This is a genomic window from Kribbella sp. NPDC006257 (genome assembly GCF_040613535.1).
GTDB lineage: Bacteria > Actinomycetota > Actinomycetes > Propionibacteriales > Kribbellaceae > Kribbella.
Window position 1 is genome coordinate 184,496 of sequence record NZ_JBEXSJ010000003.1, and the last position, 22,034, is coordinate 206,529.

General features: G+C 67.3%; 20 protein-coding genes. 13 read left to right on the top strand and 7 right to left on the bottom strand.

Annotated elements, in window-relative coordinates; genetic code table 11:
* Positions 1 to 5: 5 nt before the first annotated feature.
* Positions 6 to 716 (bottom strand): hypothetical protein, encoded by a 711-nt coding sequence (locus ABZ004_RS05185; protein WP_355678494.1) that lies wholly within the window; start codon positions 714 to 716, stop codon positions 6 to 8.
* Positions 717 to 795: 79 nt separating this feature from the next.
* Here ABZ004_RS05185 and ABZ004_RS05190 point away from each other — a divergent pair, with 79 nt between their 5' ends.
* Both ABZ004_RS05190 and ABZ004_RS05195 read left to right on the top strand, forming a co-directional pair.
* Positions 796 to 2,868 (top strand): S9 family peptidase, encoded by a 2,073-nt coding sequence (locus tag ABZ004_RS05190; protein WP_355678495.1) that lies wholly within the window; start codon positions 796 to 798, stop codon positions 2,866 to 2,868.
* A 405-nt stretch (positions 2,869 to 3,273) separates the two neighbouring features.
* Positions 3,274 to 4,233: a sigma-70 family RNA polymerase sigma factor gene (locus ABZ004_RS05195; RefSeq protein WP_355678496.1), complete on the top strand. Its 960-nt coding sequence runs from the start codon at positions 3,274 to 3,276 to the stop codon at positions 4,231 to 4,233.
* 81 nt (positions 4,234 to 4,314) lie between these two features.
* Here ABZ004_RS05195 and ABZ004_RS05200 read toward each other — a convergent pair whose 3' ends face one another.
* Both ABZ004_RS05200 and ABZ004_RS05205 read right to left on the bottom strand, forming a co-directional pair.
* A complete protein-coding gene (locus tag ABZ004_RS05200; RefSeq protein WP_355678497.1) occupies positions 4,315 to 5,028 on the bottom strand; it encodes an HAD family hydrolase in 714 nt (237 codons plus the stop codon).
* 40 nt (positions 5,029 to 5,068) lie between these two features.
* Complete coding sequence (locus tag ABZ004_RS05205) at positions 5,069 to 6,376, bottom strand: CPBP family glutamic-type intramembrane protease (RefSeq protein ID WP_355678498.1); 1,308 nt, start codon at positions 6,374 to 6,376, stop codon at positions 5,069 to 5,071.
* A gap of 80 nt (positions 6,377 to 6,456) precedes the next feature.
* Between ABZ004_RS05205 and ABZ004_RS05210 the strand changes: the two genes are divergently transcribed.
* From ABZ004_RS05210 to ABZ004_RS05245, 8 genes are all read left to right on the top strand, one after another.
* Positions 6,457 to 7,782 (top strand): MFS transporter, encoded by a 1,326-nt coding sequence (locus ABZ004_RS05210; protein ID WP_355678499.1) that lies wholly within the window; start codon positions 6,457 to 6,459, stop codon positions 7,780 to 7,782.
* Entirely contained in the window at positions 7,779 to 9,200 is a 1,422-nt protein-coding gene (locus tag ABZ004_RS05215; RefSeq protein WP_355678500.1) for an aminotransferase class V-fold PLP-dependent enzyme, read from the top strand. Before ABZ004_RS05210 ends, ABZ004_RS05215 begins: the two co-directional genes overlap by 4 nt.
* A 58-nt stretch (positions 9,201 to 9,258) precedes the next feature.
* A complete protein-coding gene (locus ABZ004_RS05220; RefSeq protein ID WP_355678501.1) occupies positions 9,259 to 10,227 on the top strand; it encodes a Dyp-type peroxidase in 969 nt (322 codons plus the stop codon).
* Between the two features lie 40 nt (positions 10,228 to 10,267).
* Positions 10,268 to 11,860 (top strand): ATP-dependent DNA ligase, encoded by a 1,593-nt coding sequence (locus ABZ004_RS05225; RefSeq protein ID WP_355678502.1) that lies wholly within the window; start codon positions 10,268 to 10,270, stop codon positions 11,858 to 11,860.
* The gene (locus tag ABZ004_RS05230; protein ID WP_355678503.1) at positions 11,857 to 12,561 is read left to right on the top strand and encodes a class I SAM-dependent methyltransferase; all 705 of its coding nucleotides are present in this window, start codon (positions 11,857 to 11,859) and stop codon (positions 12,559 to 12,561) included. Before ABZ004_RS05225 ends, ABZ004_RS05230 begins: the two co-directional genes overlap by 4 nt.
* A gap of 61 nt (positions 12,562 to 12,622) precedes the next feature.
* The gene (locus tag ABZ004_RS05235; protein ID WP_355678504.1) at positions 12,623 to 13,363 is read left to right on the top strand and encodes an aminoglycoside phosphotransferase family protein; all 741 of its coding nucleotides are present in this window, start codon (positions 12,623 to 12,625) and stop codon (positions 13,361 to 13,363) included.
* Positions 13,364 to 13,382: 19 nt separating this feature from the next.
* Entirely contained in the window at positions 13,383 to 13,772 is a 390-nt protein-coding gene (locus tag ABZ004_RS05240) for a VOC family protein (protein WP_355678505.1), read from the top strand.
* Positions 13,773 to 13,829: 57 nt separating this feature from the next.
* Positions 13,830 to 14,693: a helix-turn-helix transcriptional regulator gene (locus tag ABZ004_RS05245; protein ID WP_355678506.1), complete on the top strand. Its 864-nt coding sequence runs from the start codon at positions 13,830 to 13,832 to the stop codon at positions 14,691 to 14,693.
* A gap of 59 nt (positions 14,694 to 14,752) precedes the next feature.
* Here ABZ004_RS05245 and ABZ004_RS05250 read toward each other — a convergent pair whose 3' ends face one another.
* Together ABZ004_RS05250 and snpA are read right to left on the bottom strand one after the other, a co-directional pair.
* Complete coding sequence (locus tag ABZ004_RS05250) at positions 14,753 to 15,562, bottom strand: alpha/beta hydrolase (RefSeq protein WP_355678507.1); 810 nt, start codon at positions 15,560 to 15,562, stop codon at positions 14,753 to 14,755.
* Between the two features lie 125 nt (positions 15,563 to 15,687).
* Positions 15,688 to 16,314 (bottom strand): snapalysin, encoded by a 627-nt coding sequence (gene snpA / locus ABZ004_RS05255; RefSeq protein ID WP_355678508.1) that lies wholly within the window; start codon positions 16,312 to 16,314, stop codon positions 15,688 to 15,690.
* Between the two features lie 241 nt (positions 16,315 to 16,555).
* Between snpA and ABZ004_RS05260 the strand changes: the two genes are divergently transcribed.
* Positions 16,556 to 18,469: a potassium transporter Kup gene (locus ABZ004_RS05260; RefSeq protein WP_355678509.1), complete on the top strand. Its 1,914-nt coding sequence runs from the start codon at positions 16,556 to 16,558 to the stop codon at positions 18,467 to 18,469.
* Here ABZ004_RS05260 and ABZ004_RS05265 read toward each other — a convergent pair.
* Positions 18,459 to 19,121 (bottom strand): helix-turn-helix domain-containing protein, encoded by a 663-nt coding sequence (locus ABZ004_RS05265; protein WP_355678510.1) that lies wholly within the window; start codon positions 19,119 to 19,121, stop codon positions 18,459 to 18,461. The genes ABZ004_RS05260 and ABZ004_RS05265 overlap by 11 nt on opposite strands.
* Positions 19,122 to 19,149: 28 nt before the next feature.
* The gene (locus ABZ004_RS05270) at positions 19,150 to 20,070 is read right to left on the bottom strand and encodes a cysteine synthase family protein (protein WP_355678511.1); all 921 of its coding nucleotides are present in this window, start codon (positions 20,068 to 20,070) and stop codon (positions 19,150 to 19,152) included.
* A 127-nt stretch (positions 20,071 to 20,197) separates the two neighbouring features.
* Here ABZ004_RS05270 and ABZ004_RS05275 point away from each other — a divergent pair, with 127 nt between their 5' ends.
* Both ABZ004_RS05275 and ABZ004_RS05280 read left to right on the top strand, forming a co-directional pair.
* Positions 20,198 to 21,148, top strand: coding sequence for a zinc ABC transporter substrate-binding protein (locus tag ABZ004_RS05275; RefSeq protein WP_355678512.1), 951 nt, complete (start codon positions 20,198 to 20,200; stop codon positions 21,146 to 21,148).
* Positions 21,145 to 22,026: an ABC transporter ATP-binding protein gene (locus tag ABZ004_RS05280; protein WP_355678513.1), complete on the top strand. Its 882-nt coding sequence runs from the start codon at positions 21,145 to 21,147 to the stop codon at positions 22,024 to 22,026. Before ABZ004_RS05275 ends, ABZ004_RS05280 begins: the two co-directional genes overlap by 4 nt.
* Positions 22,027 to 22,034 lie beyond the last annotated feature (8 nt).

Below are 22,034 nucleotides of genomic sequence, written 5' to 3' on the forward strand. Positions count from 1 at the left end.
CCCAGTCAGACGAGAGCTGACGGAATCGAGAACGGCTCGTGGCACTCCGGGCAGCTCGAGGTGCCGAAGAGGTAGGGCAGTTCGGCCGCAACGACGGGCCGGTCGTTGGAGCGTGCGAGAGCTAGCAGACGGCCCTCGATCGACGATGCCCGAGGTTCGAGCGGGGTGACGGCCGCCGCCACGTCGTCCGAGGAACCACTGACCCGGGGCTCCGCGATGTCGAGGTCCAGAAGCAAGTCCTCGTCGCACGACGGGCATTGCAGCGCGGCCTCACCGTGGATCAGGCAGTCGAGCTGCAGTTGCCAGACACCGCCGTCCTCGAACGCCATCAGCGCCTGCAGTCCGTAGATGAAGTAGGTGTCGTCCCTCGCCAGCGGCAGATTCTGTTCGGCGACGGCATGACATTCGTCCAGCTCCCGGCCGTACCGCCGACGAACCGCCGTACGGTCTCCGACGACGTCGTTCGATGCGATGATCCCGGCAGCCAGGTGCAGCGCGGCGATGTAGTCGCTCGGCTCATGCCGGACGCTCATTTGGGCCAGGGCTGGGAGCGCGGCATAGCTCCCGCTGTAGACCGTTCCCTGGTGGCACAGGTGGCTGTACAGCTCGTTCCAGAGCTCCTGGTCATCCGATCCCGCCGCAGCAGCTCGTGCAAGAAGAGCCGGGATGCCCTCGGCGGATCCGTACGCGGTCTGCAGTGCTGCCCAATCGGTCACCACCGCATCAAACCAGACCGCTAGGGGCTTCCGTCCCGGGGAGCGTCGTCGGCGTACGGCAGGTTGTAATGTCGCTCGCATGTCCGAGTTGAAGCCGCCGGTCGCGGCGCAGAAGCCTGTTGAACGCATCCATCACGGAGACGTCTTCGTCGATGACTACGAGTGGTTGCGGGACAAGAGTGACGACGAGGTGCTGGGGTATCTGCGGGCCGAGAACGAGTACACCGAGGCTCGCACGGCGCACCTGGAACCGTTGCGGGAGGCAATCTTTCAGGAGATCTCGGACCGCACCCTGCAGACCGATCTGAGCGTGCCCGCTCGGCGCGGCGGGTACTGGTATTACACCCGCACGGTCGAGGGGAAGCAGTACGCGATCAGCTGCCGGGTGAAGGTCGACGGGGACGAGCCGCCGGCCACCGACGGCGAGATTCCCGGCGAAGAGATCCTGCTCGACGGGAACGAGGTCGCGGGTGACTCGGAGTTCTTCTCGCTCGGCACCGTCGACGTCTCCCCCGACGGCCGGCTGCTTGCGTACTCCACCGACCTGACCGGCGACGAGCGCTTCACCATGCGGATCAAGAACCTCGACACCGGTGACCTGCTGCCGGACGAACTGCCCGAACTGCACTACGGATCGGCCTGGTCGGCCGACGGCTCGACGATCTTCTACACCAAGGTCGACGACGCCTGGCGCCCGCACCAGATCTGGCGGCACACCCTCGGCGAAACCGAGGACGTCCTCGTCCTGGAGGAGCCGGACGAGCGGTTCTGGGTCGGCGTCGACCTGACCCGCAACGAGCAGGCGATCGTCATCAGCCTCGGCAGCAAGCTCACCAGCGAGGTCTGGCTGCTCGACGCCAACGACCCCACCGGCGAGCTCGTCGTGGTCGCACCGCGGCGTGAGGGCGTCGAGTACGACGTGGAGCACGCCGGCGATCAACTGCTGATCACCCACAACGCCGATGCGGCGAACTTCTCCCTCGCGACCGCGTCCCTGGATGCGCCCGGCGACTGGACCACGCTGATCGAGGGCGACGAGTCGAGCCGGCTGCTCGGTGTCGACGCGTTCGCAGACCACGTGATCCTGTACCGCCGCCGCGATGCGCTCACGGAGCTCGCGATCATGCGCCGCGAGGGATCGGTCTTCGGCGCTCCCGAGGCACTCACCTTCGACGAGCCGATCTACACGGTCTCCCCCGGCCGCAACGACGAGTGGCACGACACCCGCTACCGGTTCAGCTTCACGTCGCTGGTCACGCCCAGTACGACGTACGACGTCGACGTGGTGACCGGAGAGCGCCGGTTGCTCAAGCAGCAGCCCGTGCTCGGCGGCGTCGACCTGAGCGACTACACGCAGTACAGGGAATGGGCCACGGCGCCGGACGGGACGCAGGTGCCGATCTCGATCGTGGCGCGCAAGGACGTCCCGAAGGACGGGAACGCGCCGGTCGAGCTGTACGGGTACGGCTCGTACGAGGCGTCGATGGACCCGTGGTTCTCGATCGCGCGGCTTTCGCTGCTCGATCGGGGCGTGGTGTTCGCGATCGCGCACATCCGTGGCGGCGGCGAGATGGGCCGGCACTGGTACGACAACGGCAAGACGCTGACGAAGAAGAACACGTTCACCGACTTCATCGCGTGCGCAGAACACCTGGTCGAGTCCGGCTGGACGCGGCCCGAGCGGATCGTCGCGCACGGCGGTAGCGCGGGCGGTCTGCTGATGGGTGCGGTCGCGAACCTGGCGCCGCAGGCCTTCGGTGGCGTGATCGCGTCGGTGCCGTTCGTGGATGCGCTGACGACGATCCTGGACCCGTCGCTGCCGCTGACCGTGATCGAGTGGGAGGAGTGGGGCAACCCGCTCGAGGACCCCGAGGTCTACCGGTACATGAAGTCCTACTCGCCGTACGAGAACGTGTCGGCCCAGCAGTATCCGCGGATCCTCGCGATCACCAGCCTGAACGACACCCGGGTCTTCTTCGTCGAGCCGGCCAAGTGGGTCGCCAAATTGCGGGCGACAGCGACCGGCACCGTCGACGTACTGCTGAAGACGGAGATGGAAGCCGGGCATGGCGGACGCAGCGGCCGGTACGACGCGTGGCGCGAGCTCGCGTTCCAGTCGGCCTGGGAACTGGATGTGCTCGGCCTGGCCTGACCCGATCACCGAAGAGCCCCGGGAAGTCCTCACTTCCCGGGGCTCTTTGTTTTGCGGGGAAGAGCGCGGGTACTGGACGCGTTGATCTCGTCGTGAGGTTCTGATCTTGTGTGTGCTGCACCACATTTCGACCGCCGGATTCCTGACAAAACAACGGCTCTCCCGTGTCAACCAATCGCAGGATCACGGCGTCCCAGGAGCGGAAACCCAGCAGAAGAAGCCGAATTTGCGGATCCGGCGACCGGCGCGCGCAGAACCGATCCGCTCGTGGGTTCCACGCTGAGTTGCCGCTGAAGAAACGGTGCCGGGAAATCTCAGGGAACGTTCAGGCTGTTTACACACTCATCGTGGAATCTTGAACCTCACTCGAGCGTTGCTCTCCATGTAACGACGAAGGGAGTTTCGGTGGCTCGCATGGCTCGTGTCCGGTCAACGGACGACGGTATCGACGGCAAGGACAGCGTCGGTCTCTACCTGGAAGAGATCGCTCGTACGCCGTTGCTGACCGCTGAAGAAGAAGTCGAGCTCGCTGAGACGGTCGAGGCAGGTCTCCTCGCGGAGCAACTGCTGGCCGAGGGGCGGGTTGGACGTAAGAAGGGCGGAGCGCCCAAATATGCGACGGAGGAAGAGCTGGAGTGGCTGGCCGAAGAGGGCCAGCGCGCGCAGCAGCGGTTCGTGACCGCGAACCTCCGGCTGGTGGTTTCGATCGCCCGCCGCTACGGACGGTCCCAGATGCCGCTCCTGGACCTGGTCCAGGAAGGCAACACGGGCCTGATCCGCGCGGTGGAGAAGTTCGACTACCGCAAGGGATTCAAGTTCTCGACGTACGCGACCTGGTGGGTCCGGCAGGCGATCACCCGCGGTATCGCGCAGCAGGCCCGCGTGGTCCGGCTGCCGGTGCACGTGGTGGAGCAGCTGAACCAGATCGGGTCGGCCCGGCGCACGCTGGAGCGCAAGCTCGGACGTGAGCCGGAGCTCGAAGAGATCGCGCTGGAGCTGGACCTGGACGTGGAGCGGGTCACCGACCTGATCCGGATCGGCCGGGACCACATCAGCCTGGACAACCCGATCGACGACGAGGGTGAGACCTCGCTGGGCGACCTGATCGCGGCCGAGACCGCGCCCGGGCCGGATCAGCTGGTGGCCGACGCCTCCGACCGGTCCGGACTGTTCAGCCTGGTCGACCAGCTCGACCCGCGGTCGGCGGACGTCATCCGGCGCCGGTACGGCCTGCACGACGGCCGGCAGGCGAAGCTGGCCGACATCGGCGCGGTGCACGGCATCTCGGCCGAGCGGGTCCGGCAGATCGAGCGAGAGGCCCTCGGCCGCTTGCGTCGCCTCGCCGACCCGTCCCTGGCCGCCTAGACCGAGCCCTCGGCGCCAGCCAACTGAAGCCCCACCCCCAAGGACCCCCGACCACCCTCCCGGCCGGGGGTCCTCTCGTACCTACTGCCAGCTATCTATCAGGGCAGGCAGCTCTGACAGGTGCTGGATGGTGGCGTCGGGGACGCCTTCGGTGTGGCCGATCTGGTCGGCGGGGATGGCGCTGTGCGGGATGTGGACGGCGCGCATGCCGACGTTCTGGGCTCCCCACACGTCGTCGAACAGCCGGTCGCCGACGAACAGGCAGCGCGAGGGCTCAGTCGCCCCAGCAGCCCGCATCGCCGCGAGGAACGCCTCCGGGTGCGGCTTCGTCCACGGCACCTCGCTCGTGTAGACAGCACCGTCGAGCAGGTCCAGTACGCCGTCCCGCGCGAAAATCTCCTCGTGCCGCTCCCGGGACCAGATCGTGTTCGACAGCACCCCAACCTTCAGCCCGCGCTCCCGCAATGCCGTCAACGTCTCGATCGCGTCCGGCTCCAGCACCGTGTGCGGCTGCCACTGACGCTCGTACTCCGCGAGCGCGGCCGGTGTCATCGCGACCTCCGCCAGCAGGCAGACCTCCTCCAGCGTGCTGCTGGTGTGCTCTTCCTTCGATCGCTGCCAGATCGAGTTCTCGGCCGCCAGTAGTCGCTTGGCCACCTCCTCGGCCCGCGCCTCGTCGATCAGCTCGGCCACCGACCGCCAGACGGCGTACAGGTCGATCGTGTGCCAGGTCGCCAGGGTCCCGCCCCAGTCGAACAGGACGGCTTCGATCGGTTCACTCTTCGGGTTCGTCACGGCGAAGAGTGAACCAGACGCCGCCGACAATCTCCTCCGGTTATCCGCTGACCGTCTCGAGCTTCTGCCGTTTCGCCAGCCACAGCACGGCGAATGCGTAGAACACCAGGCACGGGATGTCGCTGACCAGCAACGTCCACGGCGCGCCACCCTGGTTCGACCAGCCGTCGAGCTTACCCATTGCCGCAGGCAACAAAAAGGCGAACAGGTTGTTCATCGTGTGCAGCGCGATGCCGGCTTCGAGCCCGCCGGTCCGGACCGCCAGCCAGCCCGCGGTCATCGCGAACAGGAAGATGTCTGCCATCGCCCAACCCGTGTACCCGTGCGCCGAGACGAAAGCCGCGCTGCTGATCACCAATGCCGGCCAGGGCGTGCGCAGGATCCGCTTCACCACATTGCTGCCGCTGTCCGGCCCGTAGGAACCGACGGCCTGGATCAACCAGCCGCGGAAGATGAATTCCTCGGCTGCGGATTGGAACGGGACCAGCAGCACGATCAGCACGGCCGGCAGGATGAAGGCGCTGAGTCCGACCCAGGAACCGGAGTCGGAGGTGTCGGTGTCGACGTTGGGGAAGATCGCGTCGACCGCCGTACCGAGGGCGTAGGACAGTGCCAGGTAGCCGATCGCCGGTAGGCAGCAGATGGCGAGCCAGCGCAGACGGAGGCGGTTCTTGACGGAGGCGACGCTCCAGGCGGGGCGGCGCTGCACTATCCGGACGACGAACAAGACGGCCGGTGTGAGGATGCCGAGCATCACCAGCTGCGCCGCGAGGTCCTCGGTCGTGTTGGGGAAGAGCGCGTTGCCTTCGGGTGCGGTGAAATTCTTTGCGACGACACCGTGCACCACCTCCCACGCGATCAGTACGACGAGGGTCAGGGTGAGCGCGAGGGCGACCAACAGCGCAGTACCGGCAAGTGGTTGCCACCACCGGAACTTCGCGTTCCGCCCCAATCGATGAAATGGCTCCCCCGCCGGCGCCGCCACCACCCTCGGCGCCACAGGCGCCCGCTGCCCAAAGGCCAGCTGCCCCCACCCGTCCGGCCCGTACTGCGGCTGCCCGTACGGCGGCTGTCCGTACTGCGGTGGCGCGTACTGCGGTTGGCCAGGTTGTCCCGGCCCGGACTGCCCGTACGGCGCCTGCCCCGGCGGCAGTTGCCCGTACGGCGGCTGTCCGGGCTGCGGCTGCCCGTACTGCGGTGGTGGTGGGCCGCCCCAGGGCGGGGGCTGTTCGGCTGACCAGAAGCCAGGTGCCTCATGTCCCGTGGCGGCGGGTGGTTGTTGCGCGTCCGTCGGGCGCGGTTCTTCGCCTGGGTCTGGGGTCGGTGGCGGGCCCTGGTGCGAATCCATGGCGTGACTCTATGAGATCGGGGCAAGGGCCTGTGGACAACGCTCAGCACGGGATGCCGTTCTGCTGGCATGCTTCCGCCATGTCCGCTCAGCCGCTATCTCGTTCCGTGCGGGTCGGCTATGCCCTCGGGTCCGTCGCGACCGGGTCGTTCGCCACGGTGCCGGGCCTGCTGCTGCTTCCCTACCTGACCGACACCCTCGGCATCGCCGCCGCGTCGGCCGGCGCGATCGTGTTGTTGCCCAAGGCCCTCGACGTCATCCTCAACCCGCTTGCCGGCCGGATCAGCGATCGCCACCGATCACCACTCGGCCCCCGCCGCCCGTTCCTGCTGCGCGGAGGCCTGTCGCTGGCGGTCTGCTTCGCCCTGCTGTTCGCAGTACCTGATCTCGATTCGCAGTGGTTCGACGCGACCTGGGTCCTGCTGGCGTTCCTCGGTTGCGCGACGGCGTACGCGTTCTTCCAAGTGCCCTACATCGCGATGCCCGCCGAGATCACCGACGACTACGGCGAGCGAACCGTCCTGATGTCCTGGCGGGTGGCCGTGCTGACCATCGCGATCCTGATCAGCGGCGGCAGCTCCCCCGCGATCCGCGACGCGATCGGCGGCCGCGACGGCTATCGGGTGATGGGCCTGGTCGTCGCAGTGCTCCTGGCGATCGGCACGATCGGCGCGTACTACGGTACGCGGCGCGCCCCGATCGGCAGACCCGGCGAGGCGACCGGGACCCTCCGCGAACAGCTCAGGGTGGTCGCACAAGCGGCCGATTTCCGCTGGCTCCTGTTCACGCTGATGCTGCAGGCGCTGGCGATCGGATCGATGCTGGCCGGGATCGACTACCTGGCGCGCTACGTCCTGCGCGATCCTGGCGCTGCGTCGATCTGTTTCGTCTGCGTCGTCGGTCCGGCGCTCGTCGTCAGTCCCCTCTGGCTTGCCTTCGGCAACAGATTCGGTAAGAAGACGGGCTTCCTCGCGGCTTCGGCAGTGCTCGGGCTGGGCGCCTTGTTACTGCTGCCGGCCCAGCACGTGCCGGTCTGGTACGTGTACCTCGCGACCGGCGTGGTCGGGATCGGGTTCACCGGCGTACAGGTCTTTCCGCTCGCGATGCTGCCGGACGTTGCGGCGGTGGATGCGGCACGCAGCGGGATCCGCCGGGCCGGCGTCTTCACCGGGATCTGGACGGCCGGCGAAACACTCGGGCTTGCCTTGGGACCAGGTTTGTACGCGTTGGTGCTGGCGGCAGGTGGGTACGTTTCGTCGACCGGACGGGATGCGGTCCAACCAGATTCGGCCGTCACTGCGATCGTGGCCGGAATGTCGGTGGTGCCTGTTGGACTGACGGCGTTGAGTTTCCTGACCTTGCGGCGATACCGATTGACGGCGGACGAAGTACTGGAGGCGCGATGAGCGACGTGCTGGCCCGGTTGAAGGCCTTGCAGGAAGGCGATCTGCCGACCCACGGCGGCAGCACGCTCGCCTATGTGTACGACTCGGGTCTCGCCGAGGCGGACGAGATCGGGCGGCAGGCCTTGGCCTTGTACGGCGCTACGAACGGCCTTGATCCGACGGTGTTCCCGAGCCTGCGGACACTCGAGAATGACCTGGTCGGCTGGGCGGCACGTTTGCTGCAAGGTGGGCCGGGTGTGGTCGGCACGGTGACCTCTGGCGGGACGGAGTCGGTCCTCCTCGCCGTACAGGCTGCTCGGGATGCTGCCCGGATCGAGGCGGGTGATACGGCGCGGCCGAGCATGGTGTTGCCGTCCACGGCTCATGCTGCATTTTTCAAAGCGGCGCACTACTTCGGCGTGCGGCCGATCGTGGTCGATGTCGATCCGGTGACCTTCAAGGCGCGGCCCGGCGAGATCGCGGCGGCTTGCGACGACAACACGGTGCTGGTGGTGGCGAGCGCTCCGTCGTACGCGCACGGTGTGGTCGATCCGGTGCCGGAGATCGCTGCGCTGGCGGCCGAGCGGGGTGTTCGGTGTCATGTGGATGCCTGCATCGGGGGCTGGGTGTTGCCGTACCTGCGCGCCGACGGGGTCGAGGTGGCCGACTTCGACTTCGCCGTACCGGGGGTGACGAGTATTTCGGTGGATCTGCACAAGTACGCGTACACGCCGAAGGGGGCGTCGATCCTGCTGCATCGGTCGGCGGAATTGCGGCGGCCGCAGTTCTTCGCGCACGCGGACTGGCCTGGGTACACGATGCTCAACTCGACCACCCAGTCGACGAAATCAGGTGCTCCGCTGGCGGCTGCTTGGGCGGTCGTGCAGCACATCGGTGACGACGGATATCGGCGGCTGGCGCGAACGGCGTACGACGCCGCGGTGCGGCTGGCGGAGTCGGCGGACGAGGTGGATGGGTTGAGCGTGCTTGCGACGCCGGCGACGACGTTGGTGGCATTGCGCAGTGATGAGCGGGCGGACGTGTTCACGATTGCCGACGAGATGGCTGCGTTGGGGTGGTTCGTGCAGCCGCAGTTGAGTTTCCGGGATCAGCCGGCCTCGTTGCATCTGACGGTGAGTGCGGCGACTGCTGCGCGGGGCGAGAAGCTCATTGAGGCGTTGCGTACCGCAGTACGGAAAGCGCAGGAGGCTGGGCCGGTTCAGGTTGCTCCTGAGCTGGCTGCGGCTGCGGGTGGGCTGGATCCGGCGACGCTGGACGATGCGGCGTTCGATGGGCTGCTGGCATTGGCGGGGCTCGGGGACAGCGATGGGCTGCCCGAACGGATGGCGCCGGTGAACGCGTTGCTGGATGTCGCGCCGCCCAGGCTGCGGGAGGCTTTGCTGATCGCCTTCCTTGATCGGCTGATGAGACCCACCTGAGCCGGCGTGTCAGGACCTGTTGCATGCTGACGCTCAATCTGTCCGAAGGAGAGTGCCGATGGTGACCGATCCGACCGCTGGTCCGGCCGCGACAACCCGTGCCCTGCCGCAATCCGTGCTGATGCCCTTGACCGGAGCGGCGATCTTCTTGGTCGTCCGGATCGAGCCGGGCGGCGAGGAAGCCGCGCGGGCGCTGCTCGAGCGGATCACGGGCCTCACGCGGGGTGTCGGTTTCCGGGTTCCCGACGGTGGGTTGTCGTGCGTGACGAGCATCGGGTCGGACGCGTGGGATCGCTTGTTCGGTGGACCCCGGCCGGCGAAGCTGCATCCGTTCGTGGAGCTGAACGGCGGCAAGCACAAGGCGGTGTCGACACCTGGTGACCTGCTGTTCCACATTCGCGCCGGTCAGCTGGACCTTTGCTTCGAGCTGGCGCAGCAGGTGATGAAAGAGCTGGACGGCGCGGCAACGGTGATCGACGAGGTGCACGGGTTCAAGTACTTCGAGATGCGCGATCTGCTCGGCTTCGTGGACGGCACCGAGAACCCGGCCGGCGCGGAGGCTTCGGAGGCGGTGCTGGTCGGGCCGGAGGATCCGTCGTTCGCCGGAGGTAGCTATGTGATCGTGCAGAAGTACCTGCACGACATGAAGGCGTGGAACGCGCTGACCGTCGAGCAGCAGGAGCTCGTGATCGGGCGGACCAAGCTGGAGGACACCGAGCTGCCCGACGACGAGAAGCCGTCCAACGCGCACATCGTGCTCAACGTGATCGAGGACGAGGAGGGGAACGAGCAGCAGATCCTGCGCGACAACATGCCGTTCGGCTCCATCGGCGCGCAGGAGTTCGGCACCTATTTCATCGGGTATGCCAAGGACCCCGGCGTGACCGAGCTGATGCTCCGCCGGATGTTCCTCGGCGAGCCCGAGGGCAACTACGACCGGATCCTCGACTTCTCCACCGCCGTCACCGGCACCCTCTTCTACACACCGACCGCCGACTTCCTGGACGACCTCCCACCGGCTCCCTGACCTACCGGAAAATGTCGGTGGGGTGGGCGAGACTGGGATCATGTTGCTAGCTGATGTGGTCGCGACGTCTGCCGCTCTGAGTCGGACGCGGTCGCGCCGGGCCAAGGCGGATCTGATCGCGACCCTGCTGGTCAGCGCCACCGAGGCGGAGGAGACGGCGATCGTCGTCACGTACCTGTCCGGTGAGCTGCGCCAACGGCGTACGGGCGTCGGCTGGCGGACCTTGATGGACGCGCCGGCGCCTGCCGAGACGGCCTCGCTGACGATCGAGGAGGTCGACGCGGCGTTCGCCGAGCTGTCCGAGTTCGCGGGTGCCGGGTCGCAGGCGAAGCGGCGGGCGGCAGTGGACGCGTTGTTCGAGCGGGCGACGGCCGAGGAGCAGAAGTTCCTCCGGCTGCTGGTCGGCGGCGAGCTGCGTCAGGGGGCGCTCGACGGAGTGATGGCCGACGCGGTCGCCAAAGCGACCGGCGTCCCGCTGGCGAAGATCAGGGCGGCGACCATGTTGCGAGGTGCCGCGGCGCCCGTTGCCGTAGCCGTGCTGACCGAGGGTGAGGCCGGCCTCGATCAGTTCAAGCTGGAGGTCGGGCGGGGGGTGCAGCCGATGCTCGCCCAGTCGGCGACCAGCATCGCCGAGGCATTGGAGAAGACCGGCAGCCCGGCCGCGATCGAGTGGAAGCTCGACGGCATCCGCATCCAGGTGCACCGCGACGGCGACCAGGTCGTCGTCTACACCCGGACCCTCGACGACATCACCGGCCGGGTGCCCGAGGTCGTCACCGCGGTCCTCGAGCTCAAGGTCGACAAGGTCGTTCTCGATGGCGAGCTCATCGCCCTGCGCGCCGACGGCCGCCCGGAAGCCTTCCAGGTCACCGGATCCCGTACGGCGACGCGCGCGGCCACCGGTCCGGAGACGGTGCCGTTGACGCCGTATTTCTTCGACATCCTGCATCTGGACGGCAACGACCTGCTCGGCCTCGACAGCACCGAGCGCCACGAATGGCTGAGCAAGGTCATCCCCGAGGAAAAGCGGATCCCCCGGCTCGTCACCGACAACGCCGAAGCCGGCGAGGCCTTCTTCACCGATGCCGTGCAGCGCGGCCATGAAGGTGTCATGGTGAAGTCGCTGTCGGTGCCGTACGAAGCGGGTCGGCGGGGATCCGGCTGGGTCAAGGTCAAACAGACGCACACGCTCGACTTGCTGGTGCTCGCGGCGGAGTGGGGCCACGGCCGGCGTACAGGCTGGTTGTCGAACCTGCATCTCGGCGCGCGGGACGAGGAGACTGGCGAGTTCGTGATGCTCGGGAAGACGTTCAAGGGGCTGACCGACGAGTTGTTGCGCTGGCAGACCGAGAAGTTCCAGGAGCTCGAGGTTCGCCGGGACGACTACACGGTCTATCTGCGTCCGGAGGTGGTGGTCGAGATCGCGTTCGACGGCGTACAGACGTCCACGCGGTATCCGGGCGGGATGGCGCTGCGGTTCGCCCGGGTGGTCCGGTATCGCGACGACAAGACGCCCGATCAGGTCGACACCGTGCAGGCTGTGCGGGCGATCCATCAGCCTTCAGGAATTGGTCAAGATGCGACCGGCGATCCCGGGGATCCTGCCGGGCAGACGGAAGAATCACCGGTATGACAGCCGAACAGACCCCCGATCCCGATCCCGACGTCGCCTCCCGCCGGCTTGCCGCCCAATCGCTGGCTGAGAACGATCCGACCGGGTGGTTCGAGAAGCTGTACGCCGCGGCCGGTGAGGGCCGGGCTGTGGTGCCGTGGGATCGCGGCGGTGCGCACGCGTTGCTGACCGATTGGGTCGGGACGGCTGAGCCTTCGGGCGCGGGCAAGCGGGCTCTTGTTGTCGGTGCCGGGATGGGGTGGGACGCCGAGTTGGTAGCTGACCTCGGCTACGACACGACGGCGTTCGACATCTCGCCGTCTGCGGTCGCGGCCGCGCGGGACGCCCATCCGGATACCAAGGTCGAGTATGTGGTCGCCGACCTGTTCGATCCGCCGGCTCACTGGCGGGGTGCGTTCGATCTGGTGGTCGAGATCTACACCGTGCAGGCGCTCCCGATCCACCTGCAACCGGCCGCGACCCAGCAGGTCACCGCGCTGGTGCGGGTCGGTGGCACCCTGCTCGTCATCGCTGCCGCCCGCGACGAGGTCGACGGTGTGGAGATCGCGGACGAGGTCGTCGAAGGGCCGCCCTGGCCGCTCACCCGGGCCGCGATCGACGCGTTCGCGACCGGCGACGTCCGCCTCATCCAGCTAGACAAACAACCCAGCCCCTCGGACCCCGCCCTCTACCGCTGGCGAGCCGAATACCTCCGCGACTGACGCCGCGTCGCCGGCCGATAAAGCCGGTGACGTCGGTGAGTAGCTCCGCGAGAATGACCGCGTGGACGAGGTTGAGGTTGTCGTTGCCCATAGCCAGCGCGCGACGCTGCGGGTCGGTGAGGTGTTCCTGAAGATCGACTCCGATCAGCAGAACATCGACGTCGAGGTGGCGGCGATGGCTCTGGCGCCGGTGCCGACGCCGGAGATCCTGTGGCGGAATCCGCCCGTCCTTGCGATCTCCGCGGTGCCAGGGACGGCGCTCGGCGTACTGGGTGCGCCGTCGACCGCCTCGCCGGCGGCCTGGGCTGCTGCGGGCGCCGCCGTACGGAGGCTGCATGAGGCGCCGCTGCCACCGTGGCCTGGTCGCAAGAATTACGACGAACTCCCGGCTGAGCTCGAAGCCGAATGCGATTGGCTGATCAGCAGCGGTGTTCTCCCGAGTGATCTGGTCAAGCGCAACCGGGAGATCGCCGAGGCGGCGTTCCGGCCTTGGAGGCCGATGTTCGTGCATGGAGATCTGCAGATCACGCACATCTTCGTCGATGGTGACGAGCTCACCGGCATCATCGACTGGTCCGAGGCCGGCCCGGGCGATCCGATGTTCGACCTGGCGAGCTTGACGCTCGGGCACGAGGAACGCCTTGCCGACGTCCTCACCGGCTACGGATCCGACGTCGACCTCGACGCCATCCGCGCCTGGTGGTCGCTCCGAAGCCTCCTCGCTTCGCGCTGGCTGATCGAGCACGGCTTCGATCCCAACTCCCCCGGCTGCGAATTCGACGTCCTCAGATCCCGCATGTGAGGTCTGGCAAGATCGAAGGATGTACTTCAGCGATCCCCAGGTGATCCTGTTCGTGGCCGATACCGAGCGCGCCGCAACCTTCTACCGGCGGTTCGGCTTTCAGGAGACTTTCCGGACGAGTCAGCACCAGCCGGTCAAGATCGAGATCGAGCTTGGCGGGTTCTCAGTCGGGCTGGCGCTGCCGGAGCCGGCCGCCGAGAGTCACGGCATCGTGCCGGTGACGAGCGGGCATCGCGCCAGCATCACGCTCTGGACCGACGACGTCGAGGCGGCGTACGCGATGGCCCTGGAAGCCGGCGCGCAGGAGCACACGCCGCCGCATCCGTTCCTCGACGGAAAGCTGCGGATCGCCTTCGTCGTCGATCCCGACGAGCACCCCATCCAGCTGGTGCAGCGCGTCTCCCAGTAGCTCGAAGGCGGCTGATCTCATGGGAACATATGTTCGATAATGAGGTAAGCTTGGGATATGGCGGGGCGGAGTGAGGCAGGGCCGACGGCGTTGCGGATCATGCTCGGCACGCGGCTGCGGAGGCTGCGTGAGCGGGCGGGAATTTCACGATCGGAGGCCGGCTGGGCGATCCGGTCGTCGGAGTCGAAGATCAGCCGGATGGAGCTCGGCCGGGTCGGGTTCAAGGAGCGCGATGTCGCCGATCTGCTGGGGTTGTACGAGGTCGGCGATGCCGAGCGGGACAGTTTGCTGCAGCTTGCGCGTGATGCGAACAATCGCGGGTGGTGGCATCAGTACGGCGATGTGACCCCCGATTGGTTCGGTGCCTATCTCGGACTGGAGGCGGCCGCGGAGTTGATCCGCACCTACGAGGTGCAGTTCGTGCCTGGGCTGTTACAGACGCCGGAGTACGCGCGAGCCGTTGCACGGTTGACGAACGAGGAACGTTCCGAAGCCGAGATCGACCGGATCGCCGCACTCCGGATCACCCGCCAGGCGGTGCTCGATCGCGATCCTGCTCTGAAGCTCTGGGCAGTGATCGAAGAGTCCGTACTACGAAGGCCGATCGGCGGGCCCGACGTGCACCGCGAGCAACTCATCGCCTTGCTCGAGTCCATTCATCGGCCCAATGTCACCTTGCAGATCATCCCGCTCGGCAGCAGCGGGCACGCCGCCACCTCCGGAGCCTTCAGCATCCTGCGCTTCCCACATCCCGACCTGCCGGACGTCGTGTACGTCGAGCAGCTCACCACCGCGTCCTACCTCGACCGGCCGACCGACGTCGACACCTACACCCGCATCCTCGACACCCTCGCCACCACCGGCCCCCGCCCCCACAAAGCAGCCCAGCAAATCACCGCCATCCTCCACGACCTCGACTGAGCTCGCCCTGGATCAGGTATTGACAGAGTGGGGGCCAGTCGGCGCGGCTCGGGGCGAGTTCACATGGTGGATTCGAGGACGGTTCGCAGGCGGGGTGCGAAGGTCGTCGGGTTGTCGGCGAAGGCGGTGTGGCCGCCGGGGAACATGGTTGGTTCGATCCCCAGTTCGGCCGCCAGCGCTCTGGTCGTTCGGTCGCAGACCTGGCCGGCCGACTCCTCACCGATGCCCGCGATGATGCGGGGCGCGCCTGCCCGTAGTACGGGCAGGTCTGGCTGCCAGTGGGTGGTCTCGAGCAGTTCGTGCTCGAACCAGCGCCGCTCGTCCTTGAGCTGTTCGGCCGGGCGATCGGGGCCGAACATCATCTCCAGCAACCCGGGCGGCAGCTCGATGTTCGCCTGGGCCATGAACAGCCGCCAGGCCCCGACGATGTCGCCGTCGAGGTAGGTGGCGATCTGCTTCTCCGTTCCGGCGTGCAGCTCGTCGCGATCCTCGACCAGTTCCGCCAGCGGCGGTTCGTGCGCGATGACCGTCTCCACCAACGACGGATACGCCTGGGCGAAAGCGAGTGCAGTGATGGCGCCACCGCTCGACCCGAAGACGGTCGCCGGACCTGCATCGACCTTCGTGAGCAGGGCGGCCAGGTCATCGGCTCGCAACTGCGGCGTCGAGTCCTGGTCGGGATCGTGGACCGGACTGCGGTCGATCCCGCGCGGGTCGGTGGTGAGGATCGTGTAGTCGGGCGCGAGCAACTCGGCCAACGGCTCGAAGGACCGCGCCCCCATCGGCGATCCGACCAGTACGACGAGGCGGCCGCGACCGCGCAGTTCGTAGTACAGGTCGGCGCCGGGGACCGTCAGGGTGTTGTTCATCGTGTGCTCCTCAGGATGGTTCGGACTGCTTGTCGGGAGTAGGACTCCCGCCGTCGCCGGAACTCATCGCTGTGGAGAAAAGAAAATGCCGCCCTGGCTCGAGGGAGCCAGGGCGGCAACGAGGGTTAGCCGTTCGCCCAGAGGCGGTCGACCCGAGCCGCCTCGGTGGAGTTCGGGTACGGGTTGGTGCAGGACGGGCCAGGGCCGCCGCCCGACATCAGCTCGCTGCACGGACCGGAGTAGTGGTCGGGAAGGCCGAGCACGTGGCCGGTCTCGTGGGCGACGATCCGGGTCTTGTCGTACTGCTGGGCCTGCCTGTAGTCGATGAAGATGTAGCCGCTCCCGTGGCCGTCGGTGCTGGCGTAGGAGCCGCGCGAATCGTTCCCTTCCCGGTAGTAGAAGTCGTAGTTGGAGCCCTGGACCAGGGTCACGTTGTTCTCGGCGTTGTTCCAGATCTGGGCGGACCGGGCGATCTGGGTGCTGAAGCTGGGAGCGCGGCTGGCGCTGTAGACGACCGTGACGGCGGCCGTCTTGTTGCCCAGCTTGGCTCGCTTGGCCTGGGCCGACTTCATCACCGCGTCGTAGAAGGCCTTGTTGTTGGCGGCATCCTGCGCACTGCCGACGTACGTGGAGGTGACCTGGGTCGGAGCGGACGGGGCCGGTGCGGCATCGCTCGGGGCGGCGGCGACGACCGGGAGGGCTACTGCGAGCGCGGCGATCGCCACGACGGACAGCATGCTGCGTGAAGACATGGGAACCTCACTACTCACTCTGGGCGGAGAGCGATCAGTCGGTTACTGTTCGCTAACTCGGGATGCTGGCAGCGCGGCCGGAATTCCGCATCAGGTCGGTGAAAATCCGAGGGCAATCCTTCTGCCCACGGCGATCGGCCCGCATCCGACGCAGGGCGCCCTTCGCCGGGCCTTGTGAAGAGCCTGTGAAAGAGCGGGTCGCGGTTCCGTGCCGGTCAGCGGGTGATGCTTCAATGCGCGGGTGAGCAGCCCCAGCAAGACGCGCGTGCCGGCCAAGACAGCGCTGACGCTCGGTGCCCTCGGGATCGTCTTCGGCGACATCGGCACCAGCCCGATCTACACGATCCAGACGGTCTTCAACCCCGGCGATCCGCATCCGGTGCCGGCCTCGATCGACAGCGTCTACGGCGTCAGCTCGCTGATCTTCTGGTCGGTCACCATCGTCGTGACGATCAAGTACGTCCTGTTCGTGACCCGCGCCGACAACGACGGTGAGGGCGGCATCATGGCGCTGATCACCTTGATCAGGGGCCGGACCGTGGCGGGCAGCAAGCGGACGAAGCTGATCCTGGCCGGTCTCGGGATCTTCGGCGCGTCGCTGTTCTTCGGCGACAGCATGATCACCCCGGCCATCTCGGTGCTGTCCGCGGTCGAGGGCCTCAAGGTCGTCGAGCCCGGCCTCGGCGACTTCGTCGTACCGATCACCGCCACCATCATCATCGTGCTGTTCGCCGTCCAGCGGCTGGGCACCGCACGGATCGGCCGGACCTTCGGGCCGGTGATGGTCGTGTGGTTCAGCTCGATCGCCGCCTGCGGCATCGCCGGGATCACCCGTCACCCAGCGGTCCTCAAGGCGCTCTCGCCGACGTATGCGATCAGCTTCTTCACCGGCCACTTCTCGACCGCGTTCTTCGCCCTCGCCGCCGTGGTGCTGGCGATCACCGGGGCCGAGGCCTTGTACGCCGATCTCGGCCACTTCGGCCGGGCCCCGATCGCCCGCGCGTGGCTGTTCATCGTGTTCCCCGCCTGCATCCTCAGCTATCTCGGCCAGGGCGCTCTGGTGCTCGCGGACCAGTCGGCGATCAGCAGCCCGTTCTTCCTGCTGATCCCGCGCTGGGCGCGCATTCCGATGATCCTGCTCGCGACGGCGGCGACCGTGATCGCCTCGCAAGCCGTCATCACCGGTGCGTTCTCCGTCGCACACCAGGCGGTCCAGCTCGGTTACCTGCCACGCCTGCGCATCCTGCACACCTCGAGCGAGACGGTCGGCCAGATCTACGTCCCGTGGATCAACTGGGCGCTGATGATTTCGGTCATCACGCTCGTCTTCGCCTTCGAGTCGTCGGCCGCTCTCGCCTTCGCCTTCGGTATGGCGGTGACCGGCACGATCACCATCACCACGCTGCTGTTCTTCTACATCGTTCGCCGGCAGTGGGGTAAGCCGCTCTGGGTGGTGCTTCTCGGCGCGGGCGCCTTCCTCACCGTAGAACTGCTCTTCCTGGCCGCCAACCTGACGAAGATCACTCACGGCGCCTGGTTGCCGCTGCTGATCGCCGTCACCGTCTTCACGGTGCTCACCACGTGGCAGCGTGGACGCGAGCTGGTCACCCGGCAACGCGAGAGCGACGAGGGTCCGCTACCGGTCTTCATCGAGGAGCTGCACGAGGCCGATCCCCCGCTCCGGCGGGTGCCCGGTACGGCGGTGTTCCTCAACCGCGGCAAGGCCACCGTCCCGCTCGCGATGCGGGCCAACGTCGAGCACAACCACATCCTGCACGAGAACGTGGTGATCCTCTCGCTCGAGACCCAGCCGGTCCCGCACGTCGCCGACGAGGACCGGGTCACTGTCGACGACCTCGGCCACACCGACGACGGGATCGTCCACGTCACCGCGCGACTCGGCTACCTGCAGAGTCCCGACGTACCGCAAGTACTACGGCTGGCCGCCGAGCAGAGCCCGGAGATCTCGGTCAAGCTCGACGACACGTCGTACTTCCTGTCCACGATCGAACTCCGGGCCGGCGATGCCCCCGGCATGGCCCGCTGGCGCAAACGCCTCTTCGTCGCCACCTCCCGGATCAGCGCGGACGCCGCCGAGTACTTCGCCCTCCCCCGCGACCGCGTCGTCATCATGGGCTCCCAGATCAACGTCTGAGCTGCCTGGCGAACGCGTATCGGAGGAACCAGTTCTGCATCTGGCGTTGTAGACCACGGTTTCCGTGGATGGTGACTCCCGGATGCCGCTGCAGTTGCGACCAGGTCAGTTCGCCGAGCCACCACTGGGTGACCTCGGCAGTCGGTGCCGTGAGCCAGAGATCCACCGGCGCGCCGGTGTCTTGCCGGCACAGGATGACGTTCGTTCTCGACAGGTGCAGCCAGAAGTACCGGTCTCGCTCCGGTCGGTCGGTGAACTCGAGCGCGAGGACCACGGTGTTCTCGGGCAGGGCATCAAGATCGACCCTGCGTTGCATATCCCAGGTGAGTGCCGCGGTGTCGAGGTCGTCCTCGGACAAGGCAGCGCTTTCGGTGGTCATCCCCCACCGCGCCAGCTCACGAACGACCGGAGCGAGGGTCAGCCCGGAAGCGGTCAGCTGATAACGGCGGTCGGCAACGCGGACGAGGTCGGCCGCGCGAAGGGAACGCAACCTGGTGGTCAGTGTCGCCGGCGGGATCCGGGGAATGCCTCGACGGATGTCGCCGAACGTGACCGGCCCGGAGAGCATCTCCCGCACGATCAGCAGGGTCCATCGTTCTCCGACGATGTCGAGCGCGCGTGCCACAGCGCAGAACTGCCCGTACCCGTTCATCGGCCCAGATTAGCGACGTCGGCCGCGGTCACTTGCTCAGATACTTCATGCCCGTGTCACACAGGACCGTGACGATCGTCGAGTGCGGTGGGAGCCGTTCGGCGATGCGCAGGGCAACCACCACGTTTGCTCCCGTCGACGTGCCTGCGAACAGTCCTTCGGTCCGGGCGAGGGCGACCGCCATAGCCGTCGCCTCCTCGGTGGAGACCAGTTCGATCGCGTCAGCGACCTTGTCGTGCCACAGCGGTACGACGAAGCCGGCCCCGACGCCGTCGATCTTGTGCGCACCGGTCGGGTGCCCGGACAAGACAGCGGACTCGGCGGGCTCGATCCCGACGACGGTGATCGAGTCGTCGTACGCTCGCAGCCGCTCAGCGTTTCCCCGCAGCGACGCCGCAGTACCGACGATCTGCACGAACGCATCGAGCTCACCGTTGGTCTGGGCCCAGATCTCGTCGGCCATCGCGTGGTAGGCCTGCAGCTGGTCGGTGTTGTTCAGCTGATCGGTCCAGAAGCCGCCGTTGTCCGCGGCAATGATCCTGGCCGCCTCGATCATGTCGCGGGTGAGCTTCTCCGTCATCCGGCCTCGGTCGCTGGCGATCACGTGCACCTCGGCGCCGAGCGCCCGCATGTGCGCGAGCTTCTCGGCGGCGAACGCGTCCGAGCTGACGATGTCGAGCTTGTATCCCGCGACGGCGCAGACCAGGGCCAGCGAGACGCCGGTGCTCCCGCCGGTGTATTCGACGACCCGGCCGCCCGGCCGCAGCCGGCCGTCGGCTTCGGCAGCCTCGATCATCGCCAGCGCCATCCGGTCCTTGATGCTGCCGGTCGGATTGCCGTCCTCCAGCTTGAGCAGGATCCGGGATCCGTTGTGTGGTCCGAGCCGGCGCAACGGCAGCAACGCGGTATCACCGATCTGGTCCAGCACCGTGGGAGACGTGACCTTCATGCTCACAAGCTTCGGCTGGTGAGCGGAAAACCTGTAGTTCAGATCTTGAACTAGCCCGCCCGCGGTTTCGCTGCCGCCGTTCGGGGGAGTATGGTTTTGAATGTCATTTTCATCTGAAGGGATCTTCGTGAAGAGCGTTCACTCCGTATCCGCTGTCCGCCGCCTCGCAGCGGGCGGGCTGACGGCGCTGGCGGTGCTCGCTGCCGCCGCCTGTTCCACCTCGTCGCCGAAGAGCGCCGACACCCCCGCGAGCAGCGGGAAGACGATCCAGGTCGTCGCGGCCGAGAACTTCTGGGGCAGCATCGCGGCCCAGCTCGGTGGTGACCACGTCAAGGTCACCAGCATCATCAGCAACCCGGATGCCGACCCGCACGACTACGAACCGACCGCGGCCGATGCGCGGACCGTGGCCGGCGCGCAGTTCACCATCGTCAACGGGATCGGGTACGACGCCTGGGCCGACAAGCTGCTGGCCGCGAACCCGACCGACGGCCGCACGGACCTGAAGGTCGGCGACCTCGTCGGCATCCAGCCCGGCGGCAACCCGCACCGCTGGTACTCCCCCGCCAACGTCCGGCAGGTGATCGACCAGATCACCAACGACTACAAGTCGCTCGACCCGGCCGACGCCGCCGACTTCGACAAGCTCAAGACCACCTTCGTGGACCAGACGCTGGCGCCGTACAACCAGCTGATCAGCGACATCAAGAGCAAGTACGCCGGTACGCCGATCGGCGCGTCCGAGTCGATCGTGAGCCCGCTGGCCGAGGGGCTCGGACTCAAGATGCTGACGCCGGACACATTCCTGAGTGCGATCAGCGAGGGCACCGACCCGACCGCGCGCGACAAGTCGCTGATCGATCAGCAGATCGCCGGCAAGCAGATCAAGATCTACGTCTACAACAGCCAGAACAGCACGCCGGACGTCGCCGCCCAGGTCAAGGCAGCCGAGGCGAAGGGCATCCCGGTGGCGACCGTCACCGAAACCCCGACGCCGGCCGGCGTCTCCTTCCAGGACTGGCAGGTCCGCCAACTCCAAGGCATCCAGCAAGCCCTCACCAAAGCCGCAACCAAATGACAACCGCCCCGCACCCGTCCGCTCCACCGGAGCCTCGCACTCGGTTGTCGGCCGCAACGACTCTGCCTGCTGTTTCTTTGCGGGGGGCGGCGGTTCGGGTCGGGGGGCGGGCGTTGTGGTCCGGGGTGGACCTTGACGTGAGTGCTGGTGAGTTTGTGGCGGTGCTGGGGCCTAACGGGGTCGGCAAGTCGACGCTGGTGAAGGTGTTGCTCGGGTTGTTGCCGGCCGACGGTGAGGTGCGGGTGCTGGGTGAACGACCGGGTCGGACCGGCGACCGGATCGGGTATCTCCCGCAGCGGCGCAGCTTCGACGCTTCACTGCGGATCCGCGGCATCGACGTCGTCGGCCTCGGCTGGGACGGCGACCGCTGGGGTCTCCCGTTCTCCGGCCGGCAGCGCAAAGCCGCCCGGATCGCCGAGGTCATCGAGTTGGTCGGCGCCTCGGCGTACGCGCACCGCCCGATCGGTCAGTGCTCGGGTGGTGAGCAGCAGCGGCTGCTGATCGCCCAGGCGCTCGTCCGCCGGCCCGACCTGATGCTGCTCGACGAACCGCTCGACAGCCTCGACCTGCCCAACCAGGCGGCGATGGCGGCCCTGGTCGGGCGGATCTGCCGCGAGGAAGGGGTGACCGTGATGATGGTTGCCCACGACATCAATCCCATCCTGTCCCGGCTCGACCGGGTCGTCTACCTCGCCGAGGGCGGTGCGGTCTCCGGCCGCCCCGACCACGTCATCACCTCCGAGACGTTGTCGAGGCTCTACCAGACCCCGATCGAGGTACTACGTACTTCGGATGGCCGACTCGTCGTCGTCGGCCAACCCGAGGCACCCGCCCTCCACAGCGATCGGCACGAGTCGCCTGGCGGCGTGTGGTTATGACGTCCTGG

What these genes read in the sequence shown, in the direction of transcription:
- ABZ004_RS05190 (WP_355678495.1), top strand. Translation starts at nt 796, where the DNA reads ATGTCCGAGTTGAAGCCGCCGGTCGCGGCGCAGAAGCCTGTTGAACGC.
- ABZ004_RS05205 (WP_355678498.1), bottom strand. Translation starts at nt 6,376, where the DNA reads ATGGATTCGCACCAGGGCCCGCCACCGACCCCAGACCCAGGCGAAGAA.
- ABZ004_RS05210 (WP_355678499.1), top strand. Translation starts at nt 6,457, where the DNA reads ATGTCCGCTCAGCCGCTATCTCGTTCCGTGCGGGTCGGCTATGCCCTC.
- ABZ004_RS05215 (WP_355678500.1), top strand. Translation starts at nt 7,779, where the DNA reads ATGAGCGACGTGCTGGCCCGGTTGAAGGCCTTGCAGGAAGGCGATCTG.
- ABZ004_RS05220 (WP_355678501.1), top strand. Translation starts at nt 9,259, where the DNA reads ATGGTGACCGATCCGACCGCTGGTCCGGCCGCGACAACCCGTGCCCTG.
- ABZ004_RS05225 (WP_355678502.1), top strand. Translation starts at nt 10,268, where the DNA reads ATGTTGCTAGCTGATGTGGTCGCGACGTCTGCCGCTCTGAGTCGGACG.
- ABZ004_RS05230 (WP_355678503.1), top strand. Translation starts at nt 11,857, where the DNA reads ATGACAGCCGAACAGACCCCCGATCCCGATCCCGACGTCGCCTCCCGC.
- ABZ004_RS05240 (WP_355678505.1), top strand. Translation starts at nt 13,383, where the DNA reads ATGTACTTCAGCGATCCCCAGGTGATCCTGTTCGTGGCCGATACCGAG.
- ABZ004_RS05245 (WP_355678506.1), top strand. Translation starts at nt 13,830, where the DNA reads ATGGCGGGGCGGAGTGAGGCAGGGCCGACGGCGTTGCGGATCATGCTC.
- ABZ004_RS05250 (WP_355678507.1), bottom strand. Translation starts at nt 15,562, where the DNA reads ATGAACAACACCCTGACGGTCCCCGGCGCCGACCTGTACTACGAACTG.
- snpA (WP_355678508.1), bottom strand. Translation starts at nt 16,314, where the DNA reads ATGTCTTCACGCAGCATGCTGTCCGTCGTGGCGATCGCCGCGCTCGCA.
- ABZ004_RS05265 (WP_355678510.1), bottom strand. Translation starts at nt 19,121, where the DNA reads ATGAACGGGTACGGGCAGTTCTGCGCTGTGGCACGCGCGCTCGACATC.
- ABZ004_RS05270 (WP_355678511.1), bottom strand. Translation starts at nt 20,070, where the DNA reads ATGAAGGTCACGTCTCCCACGGTGCTGGACCAGATCGGTGATACCGCG.
- ABZ004_RS05280 (WP_355678513.1), top strand. Translation starts at nt 21,145, where the DNA reads ATGACAACCGCCCCGCACCCGTCCGCTCCACCGGAGCCTCGCACTCGG.